The sequence below is a fragment of the Methanosarcina sp. WWM596 genome (genome assembly GCF_000969965.1).
Classification (GTDB): domain Archaea; phylum Halobacteriota; class Methanosarcinia; order Methanosarcinales; family Methanosarcinaceae; genus Methanosarcina.
Genome location: NZ_CP009503.1, coordinates 1137146 through 1158241, shown reverse-complemented (window position 1 = coordinate 1158241; position 21096 = coordinate 1137146). Strand labels below are relative to the sequence as shown.

Below are 21096 nucleotides of genomic sequence, written 5' to 3'. Positions count from 1 at the left end.
AATTAAGAGATTTCAGTCGACTGCCCACTAAATCTAAAGATTTAACGGATTTCCTTCAGAGGATTTATGACCAGGTATAAAAAATGGCTTATCGGATCGCTGGTTATCAGCGCAGTATCAATTGCCCTGGTTACAGGCTTGACTTTTAACTCTGAAACTGTTGAAGCCCTGCGAAGGATAAAGCTGGAGTACATTTTGGCAGCTGCCATCCTTCACATTAGCTCATACTTTATCTGGGGGCTGCGGACCAGGGCTCTCTGCAAAGCCTTAAGATACCGAATAAGTGTCCTGAAAATGACAGAGATAGTTATTTCAAGTACTTTTTTAGCAGGAATTACTCCTTCTTCTGCAGGTGGAGAGCTCCTGAGAGTCCACGGCCTGAGCAGGAACAAAATTCCAATAGGAAAGGCTACTGCAATCGTTGTAGGGGAACGCCTGCTTGACGCCATCTTCATCTTCTCCTGTCTGCCTTTTGCCTTATACATTCTTGGGGACATTCTTTCGAATTATGAATTTGATGCAGCTTTATTAACAGCAAATGTCCTTGTCTTTGTGCTCCTTGTTTTCTTTATTTACGGGATCTGGAAGCCCGAAAAAGTAAAATACGTAACTCACAGGCTGACAAGCAAGATTGCCCCTTTTTTTGGAAAAAAGACAGATGCTGCAGTTTCACACCTCATGGAACAGATAGACAGGGAAATAGACCATTTTCATGACAGTATAAGGGTCTTTTTTACAGAAGGAAAGAGAGGGCTTTTCTGGGGAATTGCCTGTACTTTTATTTTCTGGACCGTCGAATTTTCAATACTCGTCCTGATCCTTACGGGTCTTTCACAAACACCTTCAATTCTCACCGCCTTTGCAGCCCAAGTGCTCCTGGCTGTTATAATGGTAATACCCGCAACTCCGGGAGCAAGCGGGATTGCTGAATTAGGAGCGGCCTCTATTTTTTCTATTTTCGTAGATTCATCCATTCTGGGAATTACCGTGCTTGCCTGGAGAACCCTGACATACCACATGAACCTTTTAATAGGGGGGCTCATGAGTCTGAAAGTGATTAAGGACATGGACATTATTAAGAAAATGATAGGAGATACCGCCGAACCCCAGCACAACACCTGAGAAAATATCTTGAACAGGAAAAAACCTCTGTACAGAAGGAAAATGCCAGAGGAAAACCGCAGACCAGTATAATTTTATATTAAATTCTCACTAAACCTTTATGATATGTCATCCAGAGAAATAATCTTTGAAGTCCTTAGAAAAAGTGTACATCTTATCTCAGTCCTGATAGTGCTCATCTACGAACTTTACGGGAAAGAGACAATCCTCTGGGTGCTCATGCTTTTCCTGATAACTGTTCTTGTCCTGGAATACCTCCGCCTCGAACAGGATATGAAAATTCCCATTTTCCATGTGATGTACAGGGAGCATGAAGCCGATAGTTGTGGAGGGCACATCTTCTTCGCCCTGGGTGCAATTGCAACAATCTCCCTTTTCAGCAAGGAAATCGCTTATGTTGCAATCCTTATGACCACCTTCGGAGACCTGGCTGCAGCCCTGATAGGGAAATTCTACGGAAAAAAAAGGATTTTCAAAAAAATCTTTAAAAATGATAAGTCTCTTGAAGGTTCAACTTCCGAATTTATAATTGATCTGCTTATCGGACTCATTGTAATTGGGGATCCCTTTGTGACCCTCGTCATGGCTTTTTTTGCAACCCTTACGGAAACCGCAGTAAATAAGATAGATGATAACCTTGTGATACCAGTTTTTTCAGGTTTCTTCGGGCAGATGACCTTGCTTCTACTGATGCATTTATGAACTACCATTTGTGAACTACCATTTGTGAACTACCCCTCCCTAAAATCTTCGCCTGACGATGCAGATTTTTGAGGAAGGGATCTTCCCGCCTGCGGAGATAAAAATAGAAAAAACTGATCCCTGATTTAACCGGTTGATACTATTCAGGAATACCGAAGATATCTCAGGTTTTTTCCTCGTGCGCTACACAGGACTTGTAGCCAGCCGCCAGCCTGTCTGGCGGCTCTCCCTAAAAAGAAAAAATAATCTACTCAGGCTCCTGTTTCACCCTGGGATTGTTTAAGCCTTCTCATTTCCCTTATGCGCCTGACAAGGATTTCTCCAAGGTAAAGGACAAGGGCTGCAAGAAGCACATACACTTTCAGGCTCACGGGATCGTTTGACTCCCTTTCGGAGTTCTGCCTCGCATCCTTCAGGAGAAGGGCTCTTGCCTCCTTTTCAGTATAAATCTTCCCTCCGGTTGCAAGGATAAGAGGTTCGATATCATTATTGAACCCGACTTCAAGGTACTCAAGCGGGTAGTTTACCGCAAGCGGGTAACCGGAAATATCGTGAATCCCGATTTTGTCCGGGCTGACGCTTGCTTCATATGTGTTCCTGCCTGTGAGGGCAAGGTCAAGCGGGGCTCCGTCCAGTTTAAGCTGCGGGACTCCCTCATCGTACATTATCAGGGTGAGGTCGGAAGGGGTACCAAGCCAGGTATCCAGAGCTTCAACTACCGCCCCTTCTTCTGCCTGAGGGTTTCCAATTGCCCAGTTGGCCATGCCTGAGATGAGTTTGCTGTTTGTCCCGTTGTAAAGAGCAGACGCCCAGCGAGTAGCTTCGTTTCCGCCATTATCCGTTGTAAAGGCTGCAACACGCCCGAGCCCAAAGCGCCATGTAGTGAGTACAGGCTGCCCTGTAGCCGTAATGACCAGGCGTTCTGCCCCTGCTTTTGGCGTAACCTGGTTATATCCTGTGATACTGGCGGTAGTAAGGTTCACGTTCTTCGTAATGAAGTGGTCCGGAGAGTACTCAAGAAGCGGATAGATACCGGGGTCCTCGCTTTCCTCTTCTTCTTCTTCTCCGGGAGTCGTAACAAGATCCTCAAACACGATATTCGTTCTCTCACCCATATCGAGAGGCTCATAGTTATCTTCAATCCCCAGCTCCTGCATTAGCTTCTCAGCATAGAAGGTTCTGACCTTGTCGATCTGAGAGGGAGCAGAAGAACGGATGTGAATAAAGTACATGTTTACACCCATATCCTTCAGCGTTTGTGCAGTCTGAAGGCTCTGGTCATAAGAGTCCTCAATTCCTCCGTCAGAGATTATAATAACATCAAGCTCTCCGTCCTTGCCTTCAATCATCTGTTTTGTTATACCAAGCCCCTGGTCAAGAGAGGTCTCAGTCTGGTTAGTAGGGGTCAATGTCCTGATCTTCTCTTCCAGAACGGCAAGATTCTGCGGAAGCCCCATGAACACAAACCCGTTAGAAACATCATATGCCGCGTTACCGAATGCTATGACGCCAACATTTGCATCTTTCATGTTGTCATTCTCAAGAATCTTAATGGCATTTGACAGGATATCGCCCTGAGTACCATGAGCAGTTGTACTTGGAGAGACATCAAGAAGCAGGACCAGGTTTCTCCCTCCTTTATACTCGGAAGGTTTTGAAATTACAGGCAGGACTTCTTCAAGGGAAGAATTTAGGTAGCTCCCATAGTTATAAGCCCGATTTCCTCCTACGACAATAAGCCCGCCCCCGTTGCTGACATAATTTTTAATTTCCTTTATCTCAGCCTCGGAAAAAGTGTCTATGAACTGGTTGTCAAGCACCAGGACCTTACTGTCTGCAATATTTGTTCCAGGATAACCATTTACAATCGAAACTTCGTAAAGGTTGCTCAGGACACTGGCGAGAGGAGAACCGGTCTCCCCGGTAACGAGCGTGAGTTTCGGTTTGGGAATTACATAAAGGGACTTGTAGAACTCGTTATTAACTTCGTTTAAATCCCCTCCGGACACATCACTGATCCTTACATTCATATTGTGGGCACCGAGGGTGGTAAAAGGCTCCAAGGTAATCGAAATCGTATTATCCCGGGCGTCCTGCATGAACTGCCTGCTCTGGATAAGCTCTCCATCCACAAAAATTTCAAGGAAATAACTGACACTCTGCTCCGAAGCCTGGCGGACAACTATCTCAACCTCGTTCTTGTTGTTGACAACAACTGTTTTGTCCCCAAGTATCTCGACACTGAGGTCATTTGTCTCAAGCTCGGGCTGGACAAGATAAACGGGAGTATCTGCGTCTTTTGCAAATCTCAGAGCTTCCGTAAGATCCTTTCCTGAGTTACTGTTTCCATCAGTAACAAGCACGATCTGATTGCCAAGCCCGGAGTACTGGGTCACAGCATCCCCAAGAGAAGTCTTTTCCCCGGTTAACTGCACGAGGGTGGTCGGGGTGTCCGCTGTGAGGGCTTGATACAGGTCGGTACCTGTTTCTTCAGGGAAAATGCCCATACTTGCTGTCTGGTCCTGAACAAGCACAAGCGAAGGGTTTTCTTCACTGATAGTCTGGGTAACCGTTGTATAGGGGGCAGCCAGGGCAAGGACAAGGAGGAAGGCAACGAGCATTCTCCATTCCACAAGTTTTGTTTTTGTCTTCCGCAGGAGATAGAACCCCGCAATAACCACGGGAATGATTAGTAAGAGCATCTCAGGGCTCTCAAGGGCTACGTTCACAGTTCACCCCTCCCGCGGACGATCAGGATTTCAAGCAACAGAAGCAGGAACAGGACTCCTATAAGGTAATTGGTAATATCGTTTTCTGCAGTATAAGTGTCAGCCCGGACAAGCCTGGTCTCATCTTCTGCAACTGCCCGGCTGATAAGTTCCGAGGCGTCTACTGTAGTATTTGATTCCCGGTCATCGTAGAGGTTGACTGCAATCTTCTTGCCCGAAATTTCGTAGATTCCCACTTCGTCAAAGAGCAAACGGTTTGCGGTAAGGGTCTTTGAAGGTGTGCGGATTTCCACGGTCTTTGAAAGAGAGGTCAAGGTGCCGGTTTCAAGGTTGTATTCTGAAATTTCCCCTATGCCCCCGAGCCATTCAACCAGCTTAATCCAGAACACCGGATACTCAGGCAGGTTATGGAAATTGTTCCAGGCTCCGTCCCCGAGCTCGTCGGAAAGCCCCATGTAAAAGATGGTTCCTTTACCTACCTGCCAGTAACTCAGCACAGGAATGCCATTTTCCGTGGCTACGAGGGTTGTAGAACCTGTCCTTTCAGTTGCGTTCATGTATTTGCGGACCGAGATCTCTTCGGTTTGTATGTCCTTTGTAATGCTGTTCTGAAGAGTTTCTTCAACCTCAAGCCCGTTTTCGGCTTCTTCAACTCCGATAGGTTTTACAGGCAGGAGCTTAACAAGGCCAACCTCGGTTTTCTCAGGAGAAAGAGCTTCGCTTGCAATGAAAACCACATTCCCTCCGTTCCGCACATAATTTTCGATTCTGTCCACCGAGCCGTTGGCAATTGGGGTTTCTTTCTGAGCAAGCACAACAAGGGAGTAATTATCAAGGGAAGAAGGTACCGATTTCTGAATTTTAAGGTCGCTATTGGGAAGTAGGGAAAGTGCTGTTTTTGAAGGCAGCTTTCCATTATCCGTGACGTAGAGGACCTGCTGCCCGGAGGTATCCGGAATGGAGATGTAAGCCTTATCGTCAACAGACAGGTCATCTTTAACATTGAGACTGATTGTAGTAATTCCGGGCCCTAGGTTTGCAAGTGTGAACTGGTTTGTGCCGCCTGCAGGAACAGCCAGGGTAAAAGACTTTGAAGCATTTCCCGAAGTCCCTCTTCCTGCTTCTATTTTCACAATTTGGCTTTCACCTTTGTAGTTTTTGACCACACCTGTGTAGCCGTATTCTCCAGCCCCTGCTTCAATCCAGCCATTAATGATTCCTATGTTGTCTGCAGGTTTTCCCACTTTTACGAAATTGACCCCAATCCCGTAGGATTCAGCCAGGTTCTTGGAAACTACAGGGTCATCCCCATCCCAGTTTGTAAAGTCGGAGATAACAATTATTCTTCCCCCTTCGTTTGAAAGGAGGCGCATACCTGTAGTAATAGCTGCAGAAAGGTCGGCAGTGCCGGCTCCGGGCTTAACCTTATTGAATATTTCCCCGGCAGCAGATGCGCTTCCGCCTTCAAGAACCAGCAGGGGGGTGCTGGAAGCAAGGATTATGCTGTTTTTCTTGCTCACATAGCCGTCGGCAATTCCAGCCGCGTCTTCAAAACGAGACTCGACCTGCATGCTTGCCGAAGTATCAAGGATAATTACGGTATGCTCTCCGCTAAGAGGCTCATTTGAGGTGTAATAATAGCCTGCAGCTCCAATGGAGAGAAGGATCAGCATAAGGAGCTGAATCAGGAAAAGAGGGTCTCTCACGATTTTCGTGAGTGAAGCATAAACTTTTTTTCGTTCCCTCTCAAGCTTGAGGACAAACATTAAGGAAGGAATCGAAAGAACCGCTGGTTTTGGGCGGAGCATGTAAATGATTATAAGTGGGATGACACTCAGGAGAGCAGCAAGAGCAAGGGGGGTTTGAAACGGCATTTTTTAGCGTCTCCTTCTCCTGATCGTATGATGGAAAGCATAAAAGATAGGAGTGTCGGTTGTAAAGGTATAGAACTCGGCTCCGACCTTCATACAGGTTTTTTTAATCCTTGCAGTGTGGTCGTCCAGTTTCTGGGTATAGCGTTCCTTGAACTTTTCACTTATATATGTCCTTATATCTTCACCTGTTTCAAGGTCTACAAGCTTGCTGTTTCCCTGAAGAGGAAGTTTTATTTCTGTGGGATCAAGCACCTGTATAACTATAAGGTCGTGATCGGAGAGCCGGTACAGAGCTGTATCTATTGCCTCCGGATCCTGCATGAAGTCCGAAATCAGGATTACAAGGGATCTGGACTTGATCTCCCGGCTGTACTTCATAACAGCTTCACTAATAGAAGTCCCGCCAGACAGTTCAAGCTCGCTAAGTCGGTCGATTGCCCGCATAAGGTTTTTTCTGCCCCTGCGGGGTTTATTGATGAAAATTTCGTCCGTAAAAGTGGATATGGCAAACCTGTCATTATATTTGGTTACCATGTAAGCAAAACCTGCAGCAAGCATGGCAGAATACTCGAACTTCGAGGTCCCCTTTTCAGGGTAGTCCATACTTTTGCTGGCGTCCAGAAGGATATGAGTTGTAAGAGTTTTTTCTTCCTCAAACTGCCGAACATAAAGCTTTTCAGTCCTCGCATAAGCCTTCCAGTCTATAACTTTCAAAGCGTCGCTTGAGTCATACTCCCTGAACCCGATAGTATCGATTCCGTGTCCGCTTCGGGTTGATGGACGATTTCCGGCATAGACCGTCGATACCCTTTTCCGGACCGAAAAGGTAAAGCGGTCAAGCTGCCTGAAAAAATCCGTTTCGATTTTTTGTTTTGTGCGAGTCATTCTTGATCGTCAACCGAAAAGCCCGGTTCTGCCCGGACCTGGAAAAAACCCTGGGGGTTTTAACTTTGTTTTATATATTATGCAGATCGGTTTTCAGAACCTGCTCAATTACAGGCCTGTCAGATTTCATTATCTGATCGGCTTAACTGTTTTATTTAAGTTTCATTTAAGTTTTATTTAAGTTTCATTTAAGTTTCATTTAAGTTTCATTTAAGTTTCATTTAAGTTTCATTTAATCTTCTTTAAAATTTCCTCTATGGCTTCATCCGGGGTCATCCCGCTTCTTTCGGCTTCGAAGGTCAGAATCAGCCTGTGGCGGAGAACCGGGTAAGCCATGTAATCAATATCCTCTTTGCCCACGAAGTTTCTACCCTGTATCAGGGCTCTTGCCTTTGCTGCAAGGATCATGCCAATGGATGCGCGGGGAGAAGCCCCATACTCTATGTGCTCTTTGTCTTTGCGAGTCATTGACACAATAGAAAGGACGCGCTGCTTGAGTTCTTCGGAGATAGGAACCTGCCGGGTAAGATTCTGTAAATCGAGAAGTGTGGACTTGTCCAGGCCTCTGGTGATCTTCGGGACTTCGGATTTCGTATAACGGTTTATGATCTCCATTTCCTCTTCAAAGGAGGGATAGTCTACAAGGATCTTTAAAAGGAAGCGGTCTAGCTGGGCTTCGGGTAGGGGGTATGTGCCCTCCATTTCTATGGGGTTCTGGGTGGCAAGAATAAAAAAGGGGCGTTCAAGAAGAAAGGTATCATTTCCGACTGTAACCTGTTTTTCCTGCATGGCTTCGAGCAGGGCTGACTGGGTTTTAGGGGAAGCACGGTTGATCTCGTCTGCAAGCACGATGTTTGCAAAGACAGGCCCGGGTTCAAACCTGAATTCTTTTTTATTATCTTTCTCCTCAATCATATTGGTCCCTGTAATGTCAGAAGGCATCAGGTCAGGAGTACACTGAATTCTGCTGAATTTCAGGTTCATTGCCTTTGCGATCGTGGAGATCATCAGGGTTTTTCCAAGCCCGGGATTGCTTTCAACGAGGGCATGTCCTTCACAGAGAATTGAGATTATGATCTGTTCCACTACCCTGTTCTGACCCACTATGACATTTCCTATCTCTTCAAAGAAACTTTTAAAAATCCTGCCTGCGTTCTGGTAGGTCGTGCCGGCCTCCCCTGGATCGATATTATTCTCACTCATATCTGCTTCACCCTTTGAATTGCTGTTTTTTGCGGATCCCTATGACCGCTTCCTGCTGAACTGTATTCGCTCCTGCAACAGAGTGTCATTTAAAAAACAGCCTGTTACTCCGGATACAGCCTGATAGTTCATACAGCCTGATAGTTCATACAGCCTGATAGTCTATACAGCCTTTAATTTCAAAACTTCTTTTCAATAACTTTCTATTAAACTGGATACAGGTAAGTCCAACTAATACAAATTTATCATGACACTAATACAAATTTATCAAGATATTAATATAAATTTATCATAATACTAAGATGAATTATTCATATTATTCTTCTGCAAGTTGTTCAAAGTAGCTCTGGATAACACTCCTGTACTCTTCAGGAAGGTTTTCATAATAAGCCTGAGAAGCAATGGGATCCGAGTCATATAGACCCGACTGAATGAATGATTCATTGTCTCTCTGTTCTCCGTCTTCCTGGCTCATAAAGCCCTGCCCTGCACCCGGAGGTATCTTTAAGTCTACTTCCTTGCCCTCAACTATGATAACAGCAGGTTCTCCAAAAAGTCCTTCATTGTTCTGCGGGTCTCCTGAAGTCCCACCGTTTTCCTCTACAGAAACAAGATCCGAACCCGAACCCGGGAAAGGAATAGTTTCTATCACTTCACTCATGTCGAGGGGACCAACAGGTGCCTGACATCCTGTATGGGCAACATATGCCAGAACTGTAACAGCAAACATGGTTACCAAGAGATCTTTTGCAAGCTTTTTTCTGTTAAGGAAGACAGAGGACTTCACAGGTTTAGAATCGATTATGACGCCGCCTATAAGGTCACGGACAATAATGTTATCAATATCCCGGTTATCATAGGCTGTCCTCATCCTTTCCCTGAGTACAGGGTATTTTTCTTCAATAAAGGAAATCGCGTCTTTCTTTTTAGCCCTGTAATACCTGACTGCTGTGAGTATAAGAGAGAGGGTAAAGGCAAGAATAATTAGTCCCAGGGTCTCAAAGACAATTTCAGAACCAGGAATACTGTATTTTACACCGGTATAGGGTTCAAAGGTGCGAAACATTAAGAATATATCCCTCATGTTGAAGAGCACAAAAAGGGCATAGAGAACCAGAAACGTTGCAAGAAGGTCTGCGAAAACATAGAATACTCTATATTTCTTCAGAGCCGATTCGTGTTTGTTTATGATATTTTCAATCTCCAGAGCCATCTTATTCCCTTCTGCAACCGGAGATCCCGGCGTTATTATACTTAATAATGTTATGTAAAGATGCACACCGACATATAAAGATACTATAGAAAAATATTACAGAAAGATACTATATAAAGATACTATATAAATGTACACGTTCCCTGAAGGCTTATGCTTATCCGGAATTCTTAAAAGTTGAATAGGAGCCCAGTACTTTTAAAGTATTGGCTTTTAATTTTGTACCGGCTTTTGATTTTATATCTTCTAAGGCATCTTTTATAAGTGCATCGCTTGTATGCCCTTCAAAGTCGATGTAGAAGTAATAGTCTCCGAGTTCCTTTTTGGAAGGTCTTGACTCGATTTTTGTAAGGTTAATGCCTCTTTTTGCAAAAGCTCCCAGAAGTTCGTATAATGCCCCTGGCCGGTCTTTTTCCAGGTATACGATAAGAGATGTTTTGCAGGCCGAAGGGCTGACTTTTTCTCTCCTGGTTTCGGGTTCAGCATAGAACCCATGCTCTGAATTCTGGCCGGTTATCGAGTTCGATTCCCCTTCAACGCCTTCGACGCCCATGGTCTGGGAAATATTTTTTCCGGCCCGGACAACAATAAAACGGGTGTAGTTTTCCCTTCTGTCCTGGATATTTGAAAGCAGGGTTTTCAGCCCGTAACGCTCTGCAGCCTCAGGAGACGCTATTGCTGCCATTTCCTCAAACTCCCCTGCCAGCCGGGCCGCATGAGAAGTGCTGCCCGTGCTTCGGAGTTCCGCTTCAGGAAAATGTCTTTTCAGGAAATGCCTGCACTGGGCAAGCCCCTGAGGGTGGGAGAGGATGACCTTTATCTTCTCAGGCCCGCCTTTAGAAAGCAGGCAGTGCTCGATTTTGACGACAATTTCTCCAATTATAACAGCCTCGTTTTCAAGGAGGAGGTCAAGGGTAACTCCTACAGAACCTTCTATAGAGTTTTCTACTGGGATTACGGATATGTCTGCTTTTCCTTTAACTACAGCCAGAAAGGCATCCTCTATATCTGCAAAATACCGAAACTCTGCATCCTTGTTATTACCCAGAGTCCAGAGCTTTGCAGCCCTCTCCGAATACGAGCCTTCCGGCCCCATTACACCTATGATCATCTGAAGGTTAATTGGGGGGATGGTAATAATAAGTTTTGATGGCATAGCTGTGCCACCCGAGTCCCGTCTCGGGAGGACGGTGCCCTTTTTGCTTCGCTCAAGAGGACTATTAGGATTTTAATAATTAGTTTTGCTCCAGAGGGTAATTTGAGCATTTAAGTTAATTTATTCTCAAAAAGAACTTTTCCCGGGGTGGAAATTTCCCGGATTGTCTGCTTATTCCAGTTTTTCTTGAAAGTCGAGCGATTGTCTGCTTATTCCAGTTTTTCTTGAAAGTTGAGCTTCTCTCCCGCGTTCCACAGAATTTCAAATTCCTCTTTGAGATTTTTTGCAAGCCCGATGTCCCGAATTTTTACGACCGAAAGAACCCTGTCCCTGTCCGTTGGATGAGGCTGGAAAAGGACGACTACGTTGTCGTCGATAATCCCGAAACAGGAGTTGAAATTCTGGACCACCCTGACATCAAGGCCTTTTTTAAGTTTTTCAAGAGTTTCTCCCTCCTGATTGGAAAGCATGGAGGTAAGAGCCCTGAAACGTGGAGAAACCATCAATCTGATCCGGACTCCCTTGTCAATAGCCTTTGTTATTTCCGGAAGCAGGTAGAAAACAATGGGTATTCCGAAAACAGGAGGAAGGATACAGATCGATTTTTTTACTTCTCCATAAATAGAAACAGCAAATTTTTTAATTTCTGATTCGGTGATAGCGGTTGTCCAGAAGATCTCATCCTTTCGTTTCTGGTTAGGAACAGCGTTCAGGGCCTGCTTTGCCTCTTCAATGAAGCCTTTTAAAACCGCCATTTCCCTTTCGACTTCGGCTTTTCTCCTCTCAAAAATAATATCCAGAGAAAGCTCGGGGTCGACCGCCCTGAACTTTTTGGGCCTTGAAACCTGAACTTCCACAAATCCTTTTCCAACCAGGGACTCAAGAACAGTGTAGATTTTCCCATAGGGCACCTCCGAATCCCTGTAGATAGCACTTGCTTCGGAAACGCCCAGTTTCAACAAAGAAAGATAAGCAGCTGCTTCATAGGCATTGAGGCCGATGTCCTGGAGGAGCCTTTCATTTTGCATGCCAGCATTTGGGTTTAATATCTTAAAACAGTTTCGAAAAAAGACCTGTGCATAAGATGCCTGAAAATACCGACATCTGATGCGAAAAAAAGTTTCTGGTTTAGGATACCAAAAAAAGATTTCTGGCCTGAAACGATTTCAACTTATGGTTCCGTTTTATTTGAGCAATTTCAGTGCGTCCCTGCAGGCTGCTACGGCAGGTGCGCCTGAGGTTATGAATATGACATCCATAACTTCCATTATTTCCTCTTTGGTGGCGCCATTCTTAAGGGCACTCTGCATCTGTACAACAGTACACCTTTCGCACTGCTTGGATGCAACGACTGCAAGAGCTATCAGAATCTTGACCTTTGCAGGCAGGGCTCCGTCTGATAGTAATTTCTTATTGCACCTGTTATACTTATGCAGAGATTCGCTATCAAGTTCGCCAAGGATTTCCAGAATATGCGGGGTAAAACCCAGCTTTTCACTCATACTTTCCAGTAACTCTTTGTGTTCCAGATCTTTGTGTTCTTTCATTCCAATTAAACCCCCATTGCCTATTTTTGTTTATATTTATCAAAGATTATATTAGCTATATTGTATCTATATGCATATTATTTATCTATTCCTGAGCCTCAGAAATACAAACTATCAAAAATGGCAGGTTGGAAGAAAAAACGCAACCAACCGGGTATTTGAATAAATCCCGATGTTGGATTTAGATGTTGAATTTAGATGTTGAATTTAGATGTAAAAGAACGTGGAGAGCAAATGAAACCAACCGATGACCTGAAAGAAGAACACAAGGCTGTCAAACTCATGCTGAGAATTCTTGACGGCATGTGCACGGATATAGAGTATAGAAGAAACGTTAAACTGGAGCATCTTGAGGGACTCTTAGAATTCATGAAAATATTCGTGGATAAGTGCCATCACACAAAAGAAGAGGTTTACCTTTTCCCTGAAATGGAAAAGGCTGGAATTCCAGCAAAAGAGTTAATCGACTCCCTTATAAAGGAACATAAACAGGGAAGAGAGCATGTCAGCAGAATAGAAGAGGCAGTTTCAAAAAAAGTATGGGATAAAGAAGAATTGACAATTCTTGAGGACGCAAGGGCATATATTCAACTTTTAACCCTGCATACAGAAAAAGAGGAAAATGACCTTTTCCCTCTGGCTGATGTCTGCCTTGCACCGGAAGTGCAGAAGGAGTTACTTGAATCCTTCGAGGTTGTAGAAAATGAAGAGATAGGTGCAGGCAAACATGAAGAGTTCCACAGACAGCTTCACCATCTGAAAGAAATATACTTGATACCCGAAGATAAGGAATCTAAAAAATGAGTGACCTTTAAGGAGAGGTGCATCTCATTCCTCTACTCTCTTTTCGAGGTCAAGCTCTTCTCTACTGTTCCACAGGAGTTCAAAAGAGTTAAAATTTTAGACAGTACGCGGTCCTTTTCGCTACGCTCAAGAGGACTATTTTATGGGGAAGAAACTTAATAGATAAAACATGAATTAACCGTGGATCAACTTGGGAAGGCAGCGAGTGCAGACCCAGAGGCTTTCCATGTTGTGTCTGAGGGGGAGGAGGTAGTGGGTGTCTTCTCCGGCTCCGCATTCGAAGCAGCGGATTGAGAGATCTTGCTTTTTCGGCTGGGATTCAGCTTTTTCCCTGTTAAATTCAACTGTGTACATTTCTTCAATAGAGAGGGCACCTTCGGGACAGACCCCGATACAGAAGCCCATGCCGTCGCAAAGTTCTTCGGATACTACTTTTGCTTTCCCGTTAATGATTTGAATAGCGCCTTCAGCGCAGGGTGCGACACATTTCCCGCAGCCTGTGCATTTTTCCTCGTCAATTTTTATAATTGTTCGTTTTACCATGGAAATTAACCCCTTATTTTAGGCATATTCCTTTTATGGGAAGATATTATTTTATTTGTAGAAGTATCTGGTTTGTTGGACTGGCTGATCCGTTGAACTAGATGATTTGGCAAAAAAATCAAATATCGGTTAACATAAATTGCCATTTGAAATCCGGCAAATACCCTTCCCTGTAGAGCGTTGTTTTATAATCGTCTATTAGCTTGCTCATTTTGCAGGTATACTTTATGAAATCCGTGCCTGCTTCCCCTTTGAACAATACTCTTTCTGCTTTCTCAAGAAGTTCCGGATAGATAAATACTAGTTCTTCTTTGGTGTGCAAAAACAGAGCAGAAAAATCCCTGTGAATGCCCATGCTTCTTTTCAGGAGCTCCGTGTTTAAAGTCTCATCTGAGATATAGTTCTTGAATTTCAGGTAAGCGTGAAAGTTTGCTATATTCTGATTTAAAGAGTTCAAAATCGAGTATAGCATGTTATCGGTTGTAGGAAGAGAAAGATCCTGAAGCTCAGGATTTGCGCCTTCATAGGTTTCGTTTTCGTCTATATTTTTGTCCTGGTCCCGAGATGTATCATGATCCATTTTATCACCCATATCTGCAACCTGTATCTCAACTTGCAATTCGCAACCTGTACTATTAGCAACCTGTACTATTAGCAACCTGTATATCAACTTGCAATTCGCAACCTGTACTATTAGCAACCTGTATATCAACTTGCAATTCGCAACCTGTACTATTAGCAACCTGTATCTCAACTTGCAATTCGCAACCTGTACTATTAGCAACCTGTACTATTAGCAATTTGTATTTTCGAAAAAAACCTGAGTTTTTATTCTATCAGAAGGTTGTTTTTTACCAATCAGAAGTTCATTTTTTTTCACGTATTGTTTGCATTAATGGGGTTTTCAGTGGTGTGTCCCTTCCACCACTTTTATACCCGCATCCTGAATCGTCTTTCTGATGGTATCTATATGGGGACATTTCGGATAACTATCCCCCATAAGCATGCAGGAACTGAGGTGCACGACGTCAAGATCATACTTTTTCAGAGCATTTATCAGACGGTAAACCCTCCTACCCGAGCAACCCCCACATGTAAAGAAGGCAATTATCTGCGCTTCTTCATCGTATTCCTCAAAGTGGGACTTCCTCTCATTGAAGGCTTTGAAGCAGCCCACGCCGGGGCAGGCTTCCGAGACGATGTCACAGCGAACTACCGCTATTTTTATGGATTTTGTTTTTTTAGTCAATTTTTGCCCAGTCCTGCACACATTTTTTTAATCATAATACGTTTTACAGCAAACGGGTAGATTCAGTCGGCCTCGGAACTTTTACAACAAGCACCCTGAAAATGCCATCTCCGGGGTTCAGAAGGCGGTGAGGGACCTTTGCAGGGCTTTCGATCAGCATGTCCCTGCTGACTTCTTCCTGTTCGTCCCCGATTTCAACGACGCCTTTTCCTTCGAGAATGTAAAAAAAGACGTCCACAGGCGTGATGTGTTTTTTTAAGGCTTCCCCTGGCTTGAGTTCGATGTGCACTGCCTGGGCATGTTCCGTATCATAGAGCATTCGTACGCTCACTTTATGAGGGTTCGGCTTTTCCGGTGAGGATTTCATCTCAACAACTTTCATATAGTTATCCCCTTTTTGACCATTTAGGCGTTTTTATTCCGTTTTTGCTCTATTTTTGTTCTGTTTTTATATATGCCTGATCAGTACCAATCTATTCAATCAGTCGTGAAGCAGGACATCTCCTAAACTGTAAACCTCAGGGGCTTAGAGTCCAACCTGTTTTTTGAATTCATCAAGACCAGTATCCTCAATGAATTTACCGAGCCTCTTTTTTGTACCGGAATTTTTGTAGAATGTTATGATTCTGTCCACGGCATCGAGAACCTCATCTTCAGAAAGTGCCTTTGCCACGACATCCGCAAGCCTGGGAGATGCAGCGGCAGAGCCTCCAACCATAAGATTATATCCTTTTGCTGTACCCATTATCCCTATATCCTTGATAGCAGGCTCAGCACATGAATTCGGGCAGCCACTAACTCCCATTTTCAGTTTGGAAGGCATGGGCATCCCGTGATATTTTTCATCCAGTTTGAGGCCCAGACCCAGTGAGTCCTGTTTAGCTTGCTTGCAAAAAGTTGTTCCCGGGCACATCTTAACACTTCTTACGCAAAGCCCTATTGCTGCTCCAGGCTCTATGCCAAGGTCAGCCCAGACATTGTCAAGGTCTTCTTCTTTAAGGCCTACGATTGCAATTCTCTGAGCAGAGGTCATCTTCAGGGCAGCTGCACTATACTTTTTTGCAACTTCAGCGATTTTTATGAGAGTGTCCGGATCTACAACTCCTCCCGGAATGTGGGGGGCTATTGCATATGTCTCACGGTCCCTCTGAACGATTGCGCCTTTTGCAGGTAAATTGTCTTTCATGGTTGATCCTTTCTTCTCATCTTTATTATTACAGGAATATATCACAAAAGAATATAATATAAAATTAAATTTTATAATAGTATCTTTTGGATACCAGTATATTAGAGATACTAACTTATATATCAGACAGTTTCTATGTTTATACTATGAAAGACTGCACGGTCTACAAGACGATGAATATTATAGGAAAAAGATGGACCATCCATATCCTTCTTGAGCTGCACAAAGGGGAAAAGAAAGAAAAGCGCTTCAATGAACTGAAAAGAAAACTGGGGTCCGTAACCCCAAAAATCCTTTCGGAAAGGTTAACCGAACTTGAAGCAGAAGGCATGATCATGAAGACTGTTGACGAGTCCACAAATCCCCCAAAATCCGAGTATTACCTTACAGAAAGCGGAAGGGATTTTATAAAGATCATACAGGGGATAAAAAGGTGGGGACTAAAGTGGAAATTCCAGAACGAAGAATGTGAAAAGGCCATCTGCAAGTACTGTGACGTTTAGGGGCAAAAAGCATAAGGAAAAAATGTAAAGAAAAAATTATAAAAACAAGTAAGAAAAGAAAATAAAGGGAAAAAGAAGAAAAAACAGGTCTTTTACTTTTCCCAGAGACCTACTTCTTTTTTGAACTCTTCCAGACCGATTTCATCTATGATTGTTCCTAGCCTTTTCCTGTTCTCCCCATATTCTTTGAAAAATTCGACTATCCTGTCAACAGCTTCCAGGACTTCTTCTTCGGAGAGTCCTTTTGCCACAACGTCAGCAAGCCTCGGTTTCAGTCCTGCAGCTCCGCCCACCATGAGAGTGTAGCCTTTTGCAGTGCCCATCACCCCTACGTCCTTAATCACGGGTTCGGAGCAGGAACTCGGGCAGCCGGAAACAGCCATTTTCATCATGTAAGGAAGTTTTTTCCCCCTGTATCTCGCCTCCAGTTTCATCCCGAGGCTTACGGCATCCTGCTGACCTTTCCTGCAGTAAGTTGTCCCCAGACAGAACTTGACACCCTTTACAAAAGGTCCGGCGACCATCCCGGCGTCCATGCCGAGATCTGCCCAGGCGGCGTCAATATCTTCTTCTTTTAAGCCTACGATTGCCATCTTTTGTTCAGAGGTCATTTTCAGAGTTGCAGCCCCGTATTTCTCCGCAACATCCGCAATTTTCCTAAGGGTTGCAGGATCAACAATGCCTCCAGGGGTTCTGGGGGCGATTAGATAGGTTTCTCCATCGCGCTGGATGATAGCATTCTTTTCAGGTATGGTACTTTTCACAGGTATCGCCTCTCAACTTAGTAGATAATTATACTTTGTTGGGATTAATAAAGGAATATTCTGGAAATGTATACATCCATCATGCATCTTTTAATAAATGTATACATCCATCATGCATCTTTTAATAGTAGTATTTTAAAGATATTGCTTATATAAGGACAGTATCATAGTTTATACTATGAAAAACTGTATCGTCTACAAAACGATGAACATCGTGGGGAAACGCTGGACCATCCATATCTTACTGGAATTATATAAAGGGGAAAAGAAGGAAAAAGGCTTCAACGAGCTAAAACGCAAACTTGGAGGCGTAACCCCTAGAATCCTTTCCGCCCGGATGACAGAACTGGAAAGTGAAGGTCTTATTGTAAAGCAAGTGGACAATTCCACAGTCCCCGCCAAGTCAGAATATTTTCTTACAGAAAGTGGAGAAGACTTCATAAAAGTTATCCAGGGAATCAAAAAATGGGGTTCAAAGTGGAAATTCAATAACAGTGAATGCGACAGGTCTGTTTGTAAATACTGTGACCTCTGAGTGAACTACCCATCCCATCCTCCCTTCGGAATAGAATCAGGAGCCTTTTCCCCTTCGAAGATAAGCAAAATTCTCAGGTTTCGCTTACCTCAAAAAAGGACAGTATCCCGGTTCATCGGCATTGGAATTCTTTTATACAAACGGGTCATAAATTGTTGTGAAATGAGACCTATCACATGCTGAAAAGAAGGAAATGCTCAGGAAGGTTTTGAATGAATAATGGGGGAGCAGATAAAGTAAAAATTGGCACTGAAAGAAACCTGGATTTTTTCTTCACACCTGAGAGCATAGCCCTTATAGGAGCGTCTCCGAACCCTGAGAAACTCTCCCATACGGTTCTGAAAAGCCTCAGGAAAATGGGTTTTAAAGGAAAGATTTATCCCGTAAACCCTGGATATAGGGAGATTGAGGGGCTGAAATGTTATTCGGCTCCCGGAGAGATTGAAGACAGGATTGATATTGCTATTTTTGCAGTCCCGGCTAAAGCTGTTCTTGAAATTTTGAAAGGGCCTGTGGAAAATATAAAAGGAGCCATAATTGTCAGTTCCGGCTTTCGAGAAATGGGGCCCGGTGGGAAGAAAATGGAAGACGAACTGAGGGCTCTTTTAAAAGAGAAAGGTATCAGGGCTATGGGACCGAACTGCCTTGGAATATATGACACTGTCTCAAAAGTTGATACGTTTTTCATAGAGGGGGAAAAGATAGAAAGACCTTCCAAAGGTAGAGTTTCCGTGCTTACACAGAGTGGATCTTTTGCCGCTATGATTATGGACGAACTGGCAAATGAGGGAGCAGGCGTTGCAAGGGTTGTAAGCTATGGGAATAAGGTTGATGTTGACGAATGCGACTGCCTTGAATTTCTTACACAGGATGAAGCCACAAAGACAGTTGCTCTTTACATTGAGTCCGTAGGAAACGGGCGAAGATTCCTTGAAGTTGCTTCCAGCTGCGTAAAAAGGAAACCTGTGATGGCTCTTAAGGTTGGAAAAAGGGAACCGGGAGCAAGGGCAGCAAGTTCCCATACCGGTGCAATTAGCGGGATGTATGAAGCTTATGAAGCCGCTTTTCGGAAAACGGGCATAATAGAGGTCGCCAGTTACGAAGAGCTGAAAGATGCCTGCAAAGTTCTCAACAAGTATTCCCCTGTAGAAGGAAACAGGATCCTGATAATAACTGACGGGGGAGGGATAGGCATTTCCATTGCCGACTCCTGTGAGGAAGCAGGGCTCAAAGTCCCTGAACTTTCCGAAGCTACTGTAGGGAAGCTAAAGGAAAAACTTCCGGCTTTTGCTTCCGTAAAAAACCCAATAGACCTCACAGGCAGTGTGCGGGATGAACATTATGTTGCTGCCCTACAGGAGGCTCTCGCGGGAGAATACGACCTTGCAATTGTCAGCCTGCTCTGGGGCCCACCTCTTCTTACCGAAGGGGTTGCAGAAAAAATCCGGGATTTTGCCGAAAGCTGCGGAAAACCTATCCTGATCAGCTCTCCGGGGGGAAAGTTCAGCCGGAAAATGGCTTCAGCTTTTACAGCCACCGGAATGCCGGTATTTTTCAGCCCTGAAAGCGTGGTCCGAGCGGCAGCCGTGCTTTGCGGAGGAAAATGGCAAGCTGAAATAAAATTTGAGCCGAAAAAAAACTAAAATTGCCCGAAATTTGAAAAAATAAAGGATTGGATCGGAAAATCTCGCAGAGGTTACACAAATCCCGGGGCGGACGAAAAGACGACAGGATTGAGAAAGACACAGTTCCAGTAAGAGATGACAGGATTTTTATTCAGAACGATTATTTCAAAACCTATATAATAGTAAATTAAATTAATAATATTAAATGTGTTTCTCTTAATAAGCTTAAGAAAAAGGAATCGTTTGTAATTATTTCTAACTTTGATCTCATCTTCTGTTTTCTCTTCAGGAAATTACCCGGAAATGGAAAAGATAGTAAGAACAGGATGATTAGCATGGAAACAGTGTTTAAAAAATCAAAATTCTCCTGGGAAGATTATTTTTCAGATAAAACGAAAGATGAGCACAGGTTTTCAACTGAAGAATCCCTTGCTAAAGAAGCAAAAGAGAAGCTATTCCACCTTAACGGAAGGAAAACTCTTCTTGACTTCGGTTGCGGGGCAGGGGACCTCCTCATATATTATGCCCCATACTATGAAAAAATAGTAGGGGTTGATTTCTCCAGCTCCATGCTCTTTGAAGCCGAAAAAAAGGTCCGGCATCATAAATATAAAAATGTGGATCTGATCCTTGCGGATAACAGAACAGTATGGGAGAAGTTAGACACAAAATTTGACCAGATAACTGTAGCAGGCGTGGTGCAGTACCTGACCCCGGAACAGGTTGACGATTTCATCCTCAATGCATCCGCATATCTGAATGAGGACGGAAAAATATCTTTCTTTGACATAATTGATCCCAAGCTATATTCTTTGTGGAAAATAGGCTGGTTCTCACAGAATTTCATACACCGGGATATATTTCTCAGAGCATGTACCAGCTGCTTAAAAAAGATCTCAGCTTTTTTGGAAAATAGACCGGCTGACACAATAGGGAATTCGTACAGCCCACAAATTATTGAAAAAATTGCCAGAAAAAACGGCTTCCAGATGGAGTATGCGAAATCAATGTATTATGAATACAGGTATCATGCAATACTCTCTAAGATTTCATAACAATGTTTCAATTTGCAGACTGAGCTAAAAGACAGATAGTCCCATTTAGATAGTCTATTAAAATAGATTACACGAGTCAGCATTCAGGCATAAATATTCTTCTCCTGTAAACTTAATATTAAGTCCCGAAACTTTCTGCATCCATGCCGCCTCGTTTCAGGGTGTTCTGATTCAAGACAGCACAATTTTCCTTCTTCACGCTTTTTCAGCAGACAAAAACCATATTCTTCCTGTTGACCCTGGTTTTTGCAAAAATCAAATGTTTGCAAGAGTTGAAGAAAACAGGGGATGGACAAAAAACATCACATATATATAACAAACATCCAGAATATATTAAATACTTCAAAAAATGTTTTGAATGAGAAAGGTGTTGTGAAATTAGATGGGACAAAATCGGACAT

21 protein-coding genes are annotated in these 21096 nt (G+C 43.6%); 7 read left to right on the top strand and 14 right to left on the bottom strand.

Annotation, left to right across the window (positions count from 1 at the left end; all coding sequences use genetic code 11):
• Positions 1–66: 66 nt before the first annotated feature.
• Both MSWHS_RS05215 and MSWHS_RS05210 read left to right on the top strand, forming a co-directional pair.
• A complete protein-coding gene (locus MSWHS_RS05215; protein ID WP_048158819.1) occupies positions 67–1122 on the top strand; it encodes a flippase-like domain-containing protein in 1056 nt (351 codons plus the stop codon).
• A 105-nt stretch (positions 1123–1227) separates the two neighbouring features.
• A complete protein-coding gene (locus tag MSWHS_RS05210; RefSeq protein ID WP_048126621.1) occupies positions 1228–1824 on the top strand; it encodes a diacylglycerol/polyprenol kinase family protein in 597 nt (198 codons plus the stop codon).
• Between the two features lie 251 nt (positions 1825–2075).
• On the opposite strand, the gene MSWHS_RS05205 is transcribed toward MSWHS_RS05210, so the two are convergent.
• From MSWHS_RS05205 to MSWHS_RS05170, 8 genes are all read right to left on the bottom strand, one after another.
• Positions 2076–4553, bottom strand: coding sequence for a VWA domain-containing protein (locus MSWHS_RS05205; protein WP_048158818.1), 2478 nt, complete (start codon positions 4551–4553; stop codon positions 2076–2078).
• Entirely contained in the window at positions 4550–6427 is a 1878-nt protein-coding gene (locus MSWHS_RS05200; RefSeq protein WP_048158817.1) for a BatA domain-containing protein, read from the bottom strand. Before MSWHS_RS05200 ends, MSWHS_RS05205 begins: the two co-directional genes overlap by 4 nt.
• Before the next feature lie 3 nt (positions 6428–6430).
• Positions 6431–7312, bottom strand: a complete 882-nt coding sequence (locus MSWHS_RS05195) for a DUF58 domain-containing protein (protein WP_048126615.1) — start codon at positions 7310–7312, stop codon at positions 6431–6433.
• Positions 7313–7540: 228 nt separating this feature from the next.
• A complete protein-coding gene (locus MSWHS_RS05190) occupies positions 7541–8515 on the bottom strand; it encodes a MoxR family ATPase (RefSeq protein ID WP_048126613.1) in 975 nt (324 codons plus the stop codon).
• A gap of 316 nt (positions 8516–8831) precedes the next feature.
• A complete protein-coding gene (locus MSWHS_RS05185) occupies positions 8832–9728 on the bottom strand; it encodes a hypothetical protein (protein ID WP_048158816.1) in 897 nt (298 codons plus the stop codon).
• A 157-nt stretch (positions 9729–9885) separates the two neighbouring features.
• A complete protein-coding gene (pheA, locus tag MSWHS_RS05180; RefSeq protein ID WP_082088033.1) occupies positions 9886–10884 on the bottom strand; it encodes a prephenate dehydratase in 999 nt (332 codons plus the stop codon).
• Between the two features lie 209 nt (positions 10885–11093).
• On the bottom strand, positions 11094–11912 hold the full coding sequence (locus MSWHS_RS05175) for a TrmB family transcriptional regulator (RefSeq protein ID WP_048126609.1): 819 nt from the start codon (positions 11910–11912) through the stop codon (positions 11094–11096).
• 156 nt (positions 11913–12068) lie between these two features.
• Positions 12069–12431 (bottom strand): carboxymuconolactone decarboxylase family protein, encoded by a 363-nt coding sequence (locus MSWHS_RS05170; RefSeq protein WP_048126606.1) that lies wholly within the window; start codon positions 12429–12431, stop codon positions 12069–12071.
• 234 nt (positions 12432–12665) lie between these two features.
• Here MSWHS_RS05170 and MSWHS_RS05165 point away from each other — a divergent pair, with 234 nt between their 5' ends.
• Positions 12666–13235, top strand: a complete 570-nt coding sequence (locus tag MSWHS_RS05165; RefSeq protein WP_048126604.1) for a hemerythrin domain-containing protein — start codon at positions 12666–12668, stop codon at positions 13233–13235.
• Between the two features lie 174 nt (positions 13236–13409).
• Here the strand turns inward: MSWHS_RS05165 and MSWHS_RS05160 are convergent, their stop codons facing one another.
• From MSWHS_RS05160 to MSWHS_RS05140, 5 genes are all read right to left on the bottom strand, one after another.
• Positions 13410–13778, bottom strand: coding sequence for an ATP-binding protein (locus tag MSWHS_RS05160; RefSeq protein ID WP_048158815.1), 369 nt, complete (start codon positions 13776–13778; stop codon positions 13410–13412).
• 118 nt (positions 13779–13896) lie between these two features.
• Positions 13897–14358, bottom strand: coding sequence for a hypothetical protein (locus tag MSWHS_RS05155; protein ID WP_048130234.1), 462 nt, complete (start codon positions 14356–14358; stop codon positions 13897–13899).
• Positions 14359–14682: 324 nt separating this feature from the next.
• Positions 14683–15027: a CGGC domain-containing protein gene (locus MSWHS_RS05150; RefSeq protein WP_048126600.1), complete on the bottom strand. Its 345-nt coding sequence runs from the start codon at positions 15025–15027 to the stop codon at positions 14683–14685.
• Positions 15028–15070: 43 nt separating this feature from the next.
• Positions 15071–15409: a cupin domain-containing protein gene (locus tag MSWHS_RS05145; RefSeq protein ID WP_048126598.1), complete on the bottom strand. Its 339-nt coding sequence runs from the start codon at positions 15407–15409 to the stop codon at positions 15071–15073.
• 144 nt (positions 15410–15553) lie between these two features.
• On the bottom strand, positions 15554–16213 hold the full coding sequence (locus MSWHS_RS05140) for an NAD(P)/FAD-dependent oxidoreductase (RefSeq protein WP_048126596.1): 660 nt from the start codon (positions 16211–16213) through the stop codon (positions 15554–15556).
• A 146-nt stretch (positions 16214–16359) separates the two neighbouring features.
• Here MSWHS_RS05140 and MSWHS_RS05135 point away from each other — a divergent pair, with 146 nt between their 5' ends.
• Positions 16360–16716 (top strand): helix-turn-helix domain-containing protein, encoded by a 357-nt coding sequence (locus MSWHS_RS05135; protein WP_048126594.1) that lies wholly within the window; start codon positions 16360–16362, stop codon positions 16714–16716.
• A 92-nt stretch (positions 16717–16808) separates the two neighbouring features.
• Here MSWHS_RS05135 and MSWHS_RS05130 read toward each other — a convergent pair whose 3' ends face one another.
• Positions 16809–17480 carry an NAD(P)/FAD-dependent oxidoreductase gene (locus MSWHS_RS05130; protein ID WP_048126590.1) on the bottom strand — a complete coding sequence of 224 codons (672 nt, stop codon included), beginning with the start codon at positions 17478–17480 and terminating at the stop codon, positions 16809–16811.
• 178 nt (positions 17481–17658) lie between these two features.
• Between MSWHS_RS05130 and MSWHS_RS05125 the strand changes: the two genes are divergently transcribed.
• From MSWHS_RS05125 to MSWHS_RS05115, 3 genes are all read left to right on the top strand, one after another.
• Positions 17659–18015, top strand: coding sequence for a helix-turn-helix domain-containing protein (locus MSWHS_RS05125; protein WP_048126587.1), 357 nt, complete (start codon positions 17659–17661; stop codon positions 18013–18015).
• Between the two features lie 212 nt (positions 18016–18227).
• The gene (locus MSWHS_RS05120) at positions 18228–19658 is read left to right on the top strand and encodes an acetate--CoA ligase family protein (protein ID WP_048158814.1); all 1431 of its coding nucleotides are present in this window, start codon (positions 18228–18230) and stop codon (positions 19656–19658) included.
• A 317-nt stretch (positions 19659–19975) separates the two neighbouring features.
• A complete protein-coding gene (locus MSWHS_RS05115) occupies positions 19976–20695 on the top strand; it encodes a class I SAM-dependent methyltransferase (protein ID WP_369798965.1) in 720 nt (239 codons plus the stop codon).
• The last annotated feature ends 401 nt before the right edge of the window (positions 20696–21096 follow it).